Raw genomic sequence first — 12,059 nt, 5'->3', positions numbered from 1 at the left:
AGAATAAGACGTTAACCATTAGCAGAGTGATGGTTGTCTAAGCTCTTTCTATGGGTGAAATCGGAAACTTAGCTTTAAGTCCTTTGTAGATGTCACGGAACTAAGTAGCAATCCTATACATATTAAGCTCGCAGCAGTTGTGCTTCCGCCATAGGATAGAAATGGAAGTGGGTCACCTATTATAGGTAATAGGCCTATTGTCATTCCAATGTTTATAAAGAAATGAGCACCAAAAAAGGCGAAAACCCCGATAGATATTAACTTAGAAAAGTAATTTTTTGACCTGTAAGCAATGGAGAATATTATAGCAAGCAATGTGGTATAGAGTAAAATCAAAGCCATGCTGCCTAAGAACCCCCATTCCTCACTAAGTACCGCAAAAGCAAAATCTGTGCGTTTCTCTGGCAAAAATCCAAGTTGAGTTTGACTCCCATTAACAAACCCCTTACCAAACAAACCTCCTGAACCAATAGCTATTTGAGATTGCTGTGCATTATAACCTATTCCAAGTGGATCTACTGATGAATCCAAAAATGATAATATCCTTTGCTTGTGATAAGGGCGCAAAAAAGGCCAAATAGCTGGTATTGCGAAAATGCCAAGCGTTCCAAAAATTATTAAATGAGGTCTTTCCATTATTGCTGTGAATATAATTGATGCTCCTATAAACAATATTATTACAGCTGTTCCTAAATTAGGTTGCTTCAATACAAGGAATACAGGTAAGAAAATAATTATAAGTGGCTTAAATAAACTTTGAAATTTCATCATTTTATACACACTTTGTTTATTAAAATAACGAGCAAGTGCAAGTATTAAGCCCACTTTTACAAATTCTGATGGTTGTAAACTAATTGACCCAATTCTTATCCATCTCGTTGCACCCATTATATGCGAGCCAAAAAAATTTACTGCTAACAGCGCAATTACTGCTGCTATGTAAAAAAAATAAGCGTGCTTCAAATAAAAATCTAGCTCTATAAATGACATAGCTATAGCAAGCAAAAGGAAGAAAGAGAATATGACCAATTGGTGAATTGCAAATGGAGCCCACTTTCCTCCAGCAGAAGAATATTGAACAACAATGCCAACGCAAAACAGAGCTATTACGTTCATGACTAATAATAAGTGAATCTTCTTCAGCTTATCCACAGCGAAAACTTTACAGACTTTTAGATACAATAAAACATAAGAAAATCAAAAAGCAAATTTATTAATTACCAAACGAATTGGACTACTATATATCCCAGTTATTATCGTTAAAATTGCCATAAATAATAGACAAAAGAGCATAAGTAATGGTACCTCATTAAGTGTCATTTCAGTGTTTGATGCTGCGCTATTTTCAAAATACATTTTCTCTACCACCCTCCACATATATATTAGTGCAAGAAAAGAGCCAGCAGCAAAAACTGCAAGGGAAATCCATGCATGAGATTCAAGAATTGCTTGCATCATATACCACTTACTTACAAAGCCATTTGTCAAGGGTACACCGATTAATGCTAAACTAAGTAGAGTAAATGCGAGTGTTGTATAGGGCATTGACTTTTTTAGTCCTGACAAATTTTCTATCTTTGTCATACCAAATTTATAAGAAATACACCCTGCAACCATGAATAAAGACGTTTTTATCATGCTATGATTTACTATGTGAAGAACTGCTGAAAACAAACCTGATTTTGAATTTAAACCCAGCATTAAAAGTATATAGCCAATCTGACTGATACTGGAGTGAGCAAACAGTCTTTTTATATCTTTTTCGATTATTGCAGATATTGATCCAAATACAATAGCGCAAAGTGCGAGGATAATTATCACATTATGCAGTGGTAAGAAAAAATTTTGCTGAAAAACATTGTAAAAGATTCTGATAAAAACATATATCATCACTTTGGTTACTGTACCTGAAAAGAATACGCTAATGAAGCTTGGTGCTTCACTATACGCATTAACTAGCCATTTACTGAGTGGAAACAGTGCAATTTTGATTGAGAGACCAACAAAAATGAATAATGTACCAAGTCTTATGATGTTATTATCGTATAATGGTACTATTCTTTCAGCCATGTCAGACATGTTGAGCGTTCCGGTCATAGAATATAAAAGGCCGATGCCAAACAAGTAAAATGTTGCTCCTACAGTACCACTAATGAGGTATTCAAATGCTGCAACTAAAGCTTTCTTATCCCTTCCCATTGAAACTAAAACATAAGAAGAAAGAGATGAAATTTCTAAAAAGACATAAAGGTTGAATATATCGTTTGTTACTAAAATTCCGAGTAATCCACTCAAGCACAGTAAAAATAGAGAATAAAAACCAATGATTTTGTTTTTGCTAATCTCTTTTTCATTAATATGAAAGCTATAAAGCACACTAATCAGCGCTATAAAATTCACCAAAGTTAGAATCAAGGAGTTCAATATGTCGATTCTCAACTCTATTCCGTATGGAGGAGCCCAATCTCCAAGATAATAAGTTATAATTTCACCATTGTATGTTTTCACTAGCAACATTAATGAAATAAAGAAAGTAGCTGCCGTTGTAAAAAAAGAGATAAACCAGGACACCCTATGTTTCCTGGTAAGAAAGCAGAACATCGATGCAATTATTGGTATAATAACTTGTAGAATTGGTAATTGCATTAAACTGTTGTTAATACATCGTTAAAGTATTAGTATATATAATACTTTTTGTTTTAACACCTTTATGTTGTCTAAAATTTATAATGCAGTAACGAGCCTATTGCGGAGAGAAGGTGAACTTATAGGAAGGGACGAAAACGGAAATTCTTACTATGAATCAAGTAAAGGAAAAAGATGGGTAATATATGACAATGTTTCTGAGCCTACAACAATTCCTCCAGCATGGCATATATGGCTGCATTATACTGATAATGCAGTACCAGTGAATAATAACAAAAGAAAAATTCCTAATTTAACAGGTACAAAAGATGCATACTACCCAAACCAAAAGGTGAAAAATTACTATGAAAGCTGGAATCCTAATAACTAAAGATGCGAAGGTCAAATATACTTGAAATAACTGCTGGTTCATTTGTATTAATTTTTACTGTTTTTCTTATCTTCTTCGCTATTGATAAATTATCTTACATAAAGAAAAACTATAAGGATTGTTATAAAATACATGGCCTTTTTACTGATGCTAACGGTGTAGGAGTTGGTGATAGTGTCAAGATCTCTGGTGTGGAAGTCGGAAGCATAACTGGTGTATCACTCGACAAAGCTACCTACATAGCACGAATCGACATGTGTATAAGTAGGGATATAAAACTCCCAGTTGATAGCTCAGCCCTAATCACTAGCAGTGGAGTTGTTGGTAGTAAATTTGTTAATATATCACCTGGCGCAGATCCCAAATTAATTTCACACGGTGGTAAGATAGCACACACTCAAGCTGAAGCAAATATGGGCGGAATAATGGATAAAATTATTGGCATGTTTACAAAGTGAGAATAAGAACACATAAGCCAACTTGGCCTATGTAAAATTAAGGGATTTTTCTATCAATAGCTTGAAGTTGTTCAGCGTTTGAATTATCAAGATTTCTGCTAGGTTTTACATTCCTAATAATCTCAACAAATGCTTGTACTTTCAGTATAGGAGTGTTTTTTCTTACGTACTTAGGGAAGTGTTAAATAAACTGTGTCAAACCGAGAAGTAAAAATAAAATAGAAACAAAAAATGGAGGTTTGACAATCAGTCAAGCAAACAGAACTACCGGTTTGGTAGACTATAAAGAATTAGAAACAAATATCTTATCGTCTATACGAGAAGGAAGACCATTGACGGAAAGAGATGGTGCATTAACACCGTTTGTAAAAAGGCTACTGGAAGCGATTCTGGAAGGTGAAATAAAAAATCACTTGTCGGCTAAAAGCGAAGAAAATAATCGAAGAAATTGAAGAAATTCAAAGACTTTACGGACAAGTGCAGGTTCATTTGAGTTATTGACACCAAGAGATAGGGAAGGAAGCTTTGAGCCACAAGTAGTCAGAAAAAGGCAAACAACCGAACTTGAAGCAAAGGTTTTAAGTACATATGCCAGTGGCATGGTATATAGAGATATAGAGTCGCATGTAGAAGAGATATAAAATATCTGTAGCGGAGATATCAAGTATTACTGATAAATTATTGCCTGTAATAAATGAGTGGCGTAGTCGTCCACTGCAATCAGTGTATCCAATAGTGTTTATGGTTTTTTAAGGTCAAAGAAGACGGGCATTGCGTAAGTAAATATATGTAGAATATATTAGCAGAATGAAAGGAAAGAAGTTTTAGGCTTTTATATAGCAGAAAGTGAGGGAGCTAACTTTTGGCTAGGGATGTTAAATGACTTAAAAGAGAAAGGAGTAGATACCGTCTTGCAAGTCAACAAAAAAATTACAAAAATTGTTCAAGCTGTATCATAAAATTAAAAAATACTTCCAATTCACATTTTGTGTAACGGTACACAGATTATAGTTAGTGAATATGTTGATAAGTAAATTTCCGCTTTTTTGTACGTATAAAATTAATTTACTTATCAACATATTCACTAACCAGTTACAAAATTTGTGTAAGATACTATTTTACATAATTGGAGCGTTTTTTGATTTTAAAGCACTAAACTTTCAGCCAAACTCCTAGCTCTGTAGTTTTTGATATGATCTGGATCAAAAGCCTTCTTTGACCTTAAAACACCAAAAACAATATGGAGTAACTTACGCATTGCAGCTCCCACAATGGCCATGTTATGCTTGCCTTTCTCTTTTAACCTTTTGCAAAAAGTCATAATAGTAGGATTATGATTCTTAGCTACTATGGCAGGAAAGTACATTGCCTTACATAATGTTCGTGAACCGGATTTACTTAATCTGGGCTTGGCATGTACAGACGTACCTGACGTTATATTTCGTGGTATAGCTCCAGCATATGCTGCCAATTGCCTGGCATCCTTGAAAGCTTTTATGTTAGGAACTTCAGCCAAAATAGCTACTGCTGATTCTTCTCCTATTCCTGGAATGGTCAATAGAAGTTGAAAATTTTCCAACAATTCTTTGTGTTTATTTAATAGTTCACGTAAGGAGTTTTTTATTCTTTCTATTTTTTGTTTTATGTTCATTGCAAGGTCTTCCCAAGCATTTGCAACTTCTTTAGGCAGTCTCTCTTTTTTTTCTAAGTGGTTATTTACTAATGTCAATTCATTGACCTTACCCAGAAAAAGTAGACAGAAAGTTAAGACGTTTTTGCTATGAGAATGATGAATCAAAAAGCTCAGGAATGCAATAGTTAATAGTAGAATGTCTACGCTGTTTATTATAAAAAATTTCTATATATTCAAATATTGCGGTTTTAGCTTGTTGTGCAGAGTGTTGTGAAGTATCAATGAGTAACTCTCTCTTAAGTGAACTAAAAAAGCTCTCTGAAACAGCATTATCATAACAACAACCTTTGTGACTCATACTAGAAGTAATATTTTTTGTACTTAGTAAAAATTGATAATTTTTAGAGGTGTATTGCGATCCTTGATCGCTATGAAATAGTAGATTTTTAGCAGATTTGCGCCTACCAATAGCCATGAATAACGCATCTATAACTAATTGCCTATTTACTGCATTACTCATTGACCAGCCAATCACCATGCGTGAATATAAATCTATTATTGCTGCCAAATATAACCATCCTTCATTAGTTTTTATGTACGTAATATCAGTTACCCATATCTTGTTAGGTTGATCAGCGATGAAATTCTGATTTAATATGTTAGGAGTTATAACTCTATTGTCTATTTGTGGTTTTTTACTTTTAAACTTTCGTCTAAGCTTAGCTTGAATGCCATTTTTCTGCATAACATTTTGCACTGTTTTGATGTTATAATTTTTACCTAAAGCCTTTAATTCAGCGTGAATTTTAGGAGCTCCGTATCTGCATTGTGATGCTCGATATACCTTCTGAATATCTTGTATGAGCTCTTCTCTTATTGATTTTTTGTTGTTTTTTTCCTTAGTAATCCATTTATAATAACCACAAGCAGATACGTTCAAAAATCTGCATAATTCCCGTATTTTATAGCAGTTTTCATGTTCTTTTATAAAAGAATATTTTACTCTTTTTGGTTTGCAAAATATCCCAGGGCTTTTTTTAAAATGTCTCTTTCCCTCGTTACTCTTGCCAGCTCTTTCTTTAAATCAAACTTTTCTTTGTCACAATGAGCTACTTTCCCTTTTCCTGGAAACGCATCTACTCCAGACATTCTATCATTGTATGTTTTTACCCATCTGCTTAATGAATCACCGCTAATACCCAAATCTCTTGCTATTTTTGCTGATGATTGACCTGTTTCTTTTACTAGTCTTATAGCTTCAATTTTGAATTCTGCTGTATATTCTTTTCTTTTTGTCATACCACACCTCTTTGAAAAAACGTTTTATTTTACTTCAAAAACGTCTTAACTTTCTGTCTACTTTTTCTGGGTAAGGTCAATGCTAAATTTCAAGGAATAAAGCAGTTAAAGCAAAGAGGATATAAACCTTCTCCGCTAAAACGGATTTATATCAGTAAATCTAATGGCAAAAGAAGACCTCTTGGAATACCCACGATAAAAGATAGAGCCATGCAAGCATTATATCTGTTTGCTCTGGAACCGATAGCTGAAACGATCAGTGATCGTCACTCCTATGGCTTTAGACCTAAAAGATCCTGTGCAGATGCTACAGTAGCTTGTCATTTGTTACTGGCAAGTCGTAATCAACTACAATGGATACTTGAAGGTGATATCAAAGGATGCTTTGACAACATTAATCATGAATGGCTTATGAAGCATATTCCTATGGAGAAAAAAATTCTGCATAGTTGGTTAAAAGCTGGCTTCCTAGAATCAAAAACTCTGTATCCCACAACTGCAGGTACCCCGCAAGGTGGTATAATTTCTCCAATACTAGCCAATTTAGCCTTAAACGGACTTGAAAAGTTATTGGAAAGTCGATTTGGTAAACTCGGCAGTAGAAAAAGAAACAAAATCAGAAGTGGAGTGAATGTAATCAGATACGCAGACGACTTTATTATTTCAGGTTTCACACATGAAGTACTGGAAAAGGAAGTTAAGCCTTTAGTATCATCTTTTCTTCATGAGCGAGGTTTAATTCTGTCAGAAGAGAAGACAAAGATTACATCTATCACAACAGGGTTTGACTTTCTTGGTTGTAATGTACGTAGATATAATAAGAAGTTAATTATTAAACCTTCGAAAGAAAGTATTAAAAGACTTCTTAATAAAGCACGTACATTGATAAAAGCAAATATAGCGAACACTCAGGCTATAGTAATTAAGTCACTCAACTCTCTACTGAGAGGATGGGGAAATTACTATCACCATGTGTGTGCTAAAAAAGCGTTTAGAAAGATCGACAATGAAATTTGGCATAGTTTATGGAAATGGGCAAAGAAAAGACATCCTCGTAAAGGATTACGTTGGATAAAGAATCGTTACTTCAAAGTAATGGGTCAACGCCAATGGGTTTTTGCTGCACCCATATGCAAGAACAAACCAAAAGAGATACGGTATTTAAGACTGCTTAAGCTGATTGATATACCTATCAGACGACATGTTAAAATCAGAGCGGATGCAAATCCCCTTGACTTAAAATGGAAAAAGTATTTTGATGAGAGAGTGAAACGAACAAGAATGTTAGCAAGCTCTTTCTCAAGAGAAGGTTCTCTACTGTTGGTGTCACCATTAAGAATGATGTTTCCTGAGGAATCATGAAGGACAAGCCGGTTCTAGAAAAGAAGAACTTAGATAAGGGGCTCAAGCGTAGTGTGGGGAAACCTGCATGCTGCGTTTCTAAGGGAGGGGGTAGTAGTAATACTGCTTCCTTACCTGACCTGTGCGGACGGAATGGGATTCGAACCCATGGTACGTTTCCGTACGTCAGTTTTCAAGACTGGTGCCTTAAACCGCTCGGCCATCCGTCCACCTCTTTTTTACCACAATATTTAATTTCAAGCAATCTATAAAAATCTTACTTGCCTACACAAAAGCTACTAAACACACTATCCAATATTTCCTCAACATTAATAATTCCAATTACTGCACCAAGTTCAAATGCAGCAAGCCTCAAATCTTCAGATATTAACTCAATTGGATTATAGATATTAAAACGCTGTAAATGTTCCAGTGCTTTCTGTATGTGATTCCTATGTCTTTGCCGAGTAATCACAGGAGTGTCTCTATCATGCCCAAATTTTTCCTTTGCCTTCTCTTTTATGAGAGAGATCAATTTGTTTGTACCTATTCCCTTTAGAATAGAAATGGGTAAAAGATCTATGCCATTAATTTTTATATTGTGATTATTGATAACATCGTCAGCTTTGCTCAATACATAAATAGTATCGCTATTTACAACGTTGCAATTGATATTATGACGCTGTTCAAAAGGAAATAGTTCTATTCTTAAATCAGCTTCAAAAGACCTTTTTTTCGCTCGACTTATACCTTCTGATTCTATTGGATCTGAACTCTCACGAATTCCAGCAGTATCAGAGAGAATGATTGGGTATCCACCAATGTCAATATGAGCTTCAAGTATATCTCTTGTTGTGCCTGCATATTCAGAAACAATAGCAATATCACGCTTGGCTAAGAAATTAAACAGCGTTGATTTACCGACATTTGGTTCACCAGTTATTACAATATGTAAACCCTCACGCAACCTTTCGCCCCGTCTATTATCATTTAAATGCTCTTGTATCAACTGCACGAGAGATTGCACTTCATTATTAATTTTTTCCAATTCACTTTTTTCTGCCCAAATGTTCTCTGGAAAGTCTATATATGCTTCGATTTTGGATTGTATCGTTATTAATCTTTGCCTCCAATTGCTGTATAGTCTCTCCAATTCTCCTGATATCTGCTTAATCGCTTGTTTAGCTTGCATTTTCGTCTCAGCATCAATTAAGTCTGCAATCCCTTCTATTTGCGTTAAGTCAAATTTACCATTTAGAAAAGCCCTAAGTGAGAATTCTCCAGGCCTGGCCATAACGAAAATTTTTGATAATTCCTCCAAGATGATTTTTATGACGGCCTTGCTTCCATGCACTTGTAACTCTATAACATCCTCGCCAGTGAAACTGTTTGGAGCAGGGAAATAGATGATTATTCCATTATCTATCAATTGACTGGAATCATCATATAGATCAACTAAAGTAGCAAATCTTGGTTTAATTTCTTTCTTAATATGAAAATGATTTAAAGCTTTAAGCGCGTAGTTGCCTGAAATTCTGACTACTGCAACTCCTGACTTACCAAATACGGTCGATAAAGCGAAAATAGTTTCATTTGTGTTTGTCATTATTGATATAAACTACTTAGCAATATTACACTTAAGAAACCAAAATACCTAAAAAGTCACCCAGGTGAAAATATTTATTTTGAAAACTGATAATATGATTTATAATGGCTGACACAAGTTTTAAATATTTTATGCTCAAGAAATTAGCTTGGTACTGGTCTTTTGTAGAGTTAATTAAAGGGTTTGTTATTACATTAAAATATATGTTTAAGCCAAAGGTTACTTTGAGGTATCCTATAGAGAAGGGCCCTTTAAGTCCAAGGTTTCGTGGTGAGCATGCGTTGCGTAGGTATCCAAATGGTGAAGAACGATGCATAGCTTGTAAGTTATGCGAAGTTATCTGCCCTGCTCAATCAATAGTTATTGAAGCAGAGGAAAGAGAAGACGGTAGTCGCCGCACCACACGCTATGATATTGACATGACAAAATGCATATATTGCGGACTTTGCCAAGAAGCATGTCCAGTTGACGCAATTGTGGAGGGTCCTAACTTTGAATTTGCTACTGAAACAAGAGAGGAGCTAATGTACAATAAAGAAAAGCTATTGCGTAATGGTGAAGTTTGGGAAGAAGCAATTGCACTCAGGTTAAAAAAGAACAGGCCGTATTATTAACTAGGTATGTCAACAATTAAAATTTCTTACAGCAAGTATGTAATAGATCTCTTGTACAACTGTTATTTAACTGAAAGATCAGTAGCTCACCTTTTGGTGTCATTCCAGCGCGTGACGCTGGAATCTAGAAAAGAAAGAAACATGGATCCCAGTGTCAAGCACTGGGATGACAAAAGGTCTAATGAATGATAAAAGTTACCTTTTTATCCGAACAAAAAGTAAAAGAATACAGTGGTAGAGTCACTGGCTTTGATATATTACAACCGGATGCTTTGAGAGAAGCAATTGCCTTTAAGGTAAATGGTGAGTTGTATGATCTCTCACGTGAAATTGAATCTGATACAGAGATAGAGGTAATACAACTGAGTGACGAAGCGGGTTTAGATATAATAAGGCATGATGCTGCTCATATAATGGCGCAGGCAGTAAAAGAGCTCTTTCCTAATACTCAGATTACTATCGGGCCAACAATTCAAGATGGTTTCTACTATGATTTTGCTACAGATCGTGCCTTTACCACGGACGATCTTACTGCAATAGAAAAAAAAATGAAGGAAATTATAAAAAGTAACCACAGATTCGTCCGAGAAGTTTGGACTCGTAAGCAGGCAATTGATTTCTTTAGTGATATAGGTGAAAGATACAAGGTTGATATTGTCTCATCAATACCAGAAAACGAAAACCTAACTGTTTATAAACAAGGCAACTTTGTAGACCTATGTCGTGGTCCGCACTCACCATCAACTGGCAGAGTTAAAGCGTTTAAACTTATGAAAGTAGCAGGTGCATACTGGCGTGGCGATTCTAAGGGCCCAATGTTGCAAAGAATATATGGCACCGCGTGGAGAAATAAGGATGAATTAAATACTTATCTTAAACGTCTGGAGGAAGCAGAAAAACGCGACCACCGCAAAATTGCTAAGGATATGGACTTATTTCACATTCAAGAGGAAGCTGTTGGGCAGATTTTTTGGCATGAACAGGGATATACTTTATATAATGTTCTTGAGTCTTACATCAGAAAAAAGTTAATGAACAATGGCTACTTTGAGGTAAAAACACCTATTTTAGTAAGCAAAGAGCTGTGGGAAAAATCGGGACATTGGGATAAGTTTCGTGAAAATATGTTCATTATTGATGAATCTGAAAGTAAAAAGCTAGCAATAAAACCCATGAATTGCCCTTGTCATGTGCAGATTTTTAATTCTCACACCAGAAGCTATCGTGATTTACCGATACGTATGGCAGAGTTTGGCACATGCCATAGAAATGAAAGCTCAGGCTCATTGCATGGAATGATGCGAGTGCGTGGTTTTACGCAAGACGATGCACATATTTTTTGTATGGAAAAACAAGTGAATTCTGAAACTGTAAAGTTTTGTGACCTTTTAAAAGAAGTATATTCAGAACTTGGGTTCAATGAAATTTCTGTGAAATTTTCAGACCGTCCAGATACTAGATCAGGTAATGATGAAGTGTGGGATAGAGCTGAAAGAGCACTGCTTGAAGCAGTTAAAGAAGCAGGGCTTAGTTATGAACTTAATCCTGGTGAAGGTGCATTTTATGGTCCAAAGTTAGAGTTTGTTTTGAAAGATGCAATAGGTAGAAATTGGCAATGTGGAACGTTGCAAGTTGATTTTATTTTACCGGAGCGGCTTGGAGCTTTTTATATAGGAGCAGACGGACAAAAGCACCACCCTGTTATGCTACATAGAGCAATTCTTGGAACTTTTGAACGTTTTATTGGGATTTTGATAGAAAATTATGCAGGAAAATTTCCAATTTGGCTTGTTCCAACGCAACTTGCTATTCTGACCATTATAAATGAAGCTGATGGTTATGCTACTGAAATCAGCAATATTTTAAAAGAACAAGGTGTTAGAATTAAGACCGATTTGACCAATGAAAAAATTAGTTATAAGATACGCTTGCATAGTTCAAATAAGGTACCTATATTATGGGTTATAGGTAAAAATGAGATCATCAATAGAACTGTGTCAGTGAGAAATTTAGGGTCAGAAGAACAAGAGTCTTTTCCTTTGGAAAAGGCTACTGAATTGCTTTTAAAAAGTATTAATTTGAGTTAAGGGAG

The 12,059-nt window shown here is 35.2% G+C and carries 8 protein-coding genes, 1 tRNA gene and 4 pseudogenes; 7 read left to right on the top strand and 6 right to left on the bottom strand.

Features of this window, described 5'->3' with window-relative positions; all coding sequences use genetic code 11:
• Positions 1 to 48: 48 nt before the first annotated feature.
• Complete coding sequence (gene rodA, locus ACQH21_RS01430; protein WP_029237648.1) at positions 49 to 1,152, bottom strand: rod shape-determining protein RodA; 1,104 nt, start codon at positions 1,150 to 1,152, stop codon at positions 49 to 51.
• Between the two features lie 45 nt (positions 1,153 to 1,197).
• On the bottom strand, positions 1,198 to 2,646 hold the full coding sequence (locus ACQH21_RS01425; RefSeq protein ID WP_425384344.1) for a proton-conducting transporter membrane subunit: 1,449 nt from the start codon (positions 2,644 to 2,646) through the stop codon (positions 1,198 to 1,200).
• 64 nt (positions 2,647 to 2,710) lie between these two features.
• Here ACQH21_RS01425 and ACQH21_RS01420 point away from each other — a divergent pair, with 64 nt between their 5' ends.
• The 3 genes and pseudogenes from ACQH21_RS01420 to ACQH21_RS01410 all read left to right on the top strand — a co-directional run.
• Positions 2,711 to 3,016: an NADH-ubiquinone oxidoreductase subunit NDUFA12 family protein gene (locus tag ACQH21_RS01420; RefSeq protein WP_010404196.1), complete on the top strand. Its 306-nt coding sequence runs from the start codon at positions 2,711 to 2,713 to the stop codon at positions 3,014 to 3,016.
• A gap of 2 nt (positions 3,017 to 3,018) precedes the next feature.
• Complete coding sequence (gene mlaD, locus ACQH21_RS01415; protein ID WP_010404199.1) at positions 3,019 to 3,474, top strand: outer membrane lipid asymmetry maintenance protein MlaD; 456 nt, start codon at positions 3,019 to 3,021, stop codon at positions 3,472 to 3,474.
• A 245-nt stretch (positions 3,475 to 3,719) separates the two neighbouring features.
• A pseudogene (locus ACQH21_RS01410) lies at positions 3,720 to 4,388 on the top strand (transposase); the annotation flags it as partial.
• Positions 4,389 to 4,618: 230 nt separating this feature from the next.
• On the opposite strand, the pseudogene ACQH21_RS01405 reads toward ACQH21_RS01410, so the two are convergent.
• Both ACQH21_RS01405 and ACQH21_RS01400 read right to left on the bottom strand, forming a co-directional pair.
• Positions 4,619 to 5,209 (bottom strand): annotated as a pseudogene (locus tag ACQH21_RS01405) (transposase); the annotation flags it as partial.
• Positions 5,210 to 5,252: 43 nt separating this feature from the next.
• Positions 5,253 to 6,406, bottom strand: a pseudogene (locus tag ACQH21_RS01400) (IS3 family transposase).
• A 66-nt stretch (positions 6,407 to 6,472) separates the two neighbouring features.
• Here ACQH21_RS01400 and ltrA point away from each other — a divergent pair.
• Both ltrA and ACQH21_RS01390 read left to right on the top strand, forming a co-directional pair.
• Positions 6,473 to 7,768 (top strand): group II intron reverse transcriptase/maturase, encoded by a 1,296-nt coding sequence (gene ltrA / locus ACQH21_RS01395; protein ID WP_425384558.1) that lies wholly within the window; start codon positions 6,473 to 6,475, stop codon positions 7,766 to 7,768.
• Positions 7,765 to 7,902 (top strand): annotated as a pseudogene (locus ACQH21_RS01390) (Rpn family recombination-promoting nuclease/putative transposase); the annotation flags it as partial. The gene ltrA and the pseudogene ACQH21_RS01390, both read left to right, overlap by 4 nt.
• On the opposite strand, the gene ACQH21_RS01385 reads toward ACQH21_RS01390, so the two are convergent.
• Together ACQH21_RS01385 and mnmE are read right to left on the bottom strand one after the other, a co-directional pair.
• Positions 7,893 to 7,977: transfer RNA gene (locus tag ACQH21_RS01385), tRNA-Ser, on the bottom strand. The pseudogene ACQH21_RS01390 and the gene ACQH21_RS01385 sit on opposite strands and share 10 nt — an antisense overlap.
• Before the next feature lie 47 nt (positions 7,978 to 8,024).
• The gene (gene mnmE / locus ACQH21_RS01380) at positions 8,025 to 9,353 is read right to left on the bottom strand and encodes a tRNA uridine-5-carboxymethylaminomethyl(34) synthesis GTPase MnmE (RefSeq protein ID WP_425384343.1); all 1,329 of its coding nucleotides are present in this window, start codon (positions 9,351 to 9,353) and stop codon (positions 8,025 to 8,027) included.
• Between the two features lie 131 nt (positions 9,354 to 9,484).
• Here mnmE and nuoI point away from each other — a divergent pair, with 131 nt between their 5' ends.
• Together nuoI and thrS are read left to right on the top strand one after the other, a co-directional pair.
• On the top strand, positions 9,485 to 9,967 hold the full coding sequence (gene nuoI, locus ACQH21_RS01375; RefSeq protein WP_264376017.1) for an NADH-quinone oxidoreductase subunit NuoI: 483 nt from the start codon (positions 9,485 to 9,487) through the stop codon (positions 9,965 to 9,967).
• A 185-nt stretch (positions 9,968 to 10,152) separates the two neighbouring features.
• Complete coding sequence (thrS, locus tag ACQH21_RS01370; protein WP_425384342.1) at positions 10,153 to 12,054, top strand: threonine--tRNA ligase; 1,902 nt, start codon at positions 10,153 to 10,155, stop codon at positions 12,052 to 12,054.
• Positions 12,055 to 12,059 lie beyond the last annotated feature (5 nt).

Source organism: Wolbachia endosymbiont (group B) of Eupithecia inturbata (assembly GCF_964030915.1).
Lineage (GTDB): Bacteria > Pseudomonadota > Alphaproteobacteria > Rickettsiales > Anaplasmataceae > Wolbachia.
The sequence above is the reverse complement of the archived record's forward strand: the minus strand, read 5'-3'. Positions and strand labels throughout refer to the sequence as shown.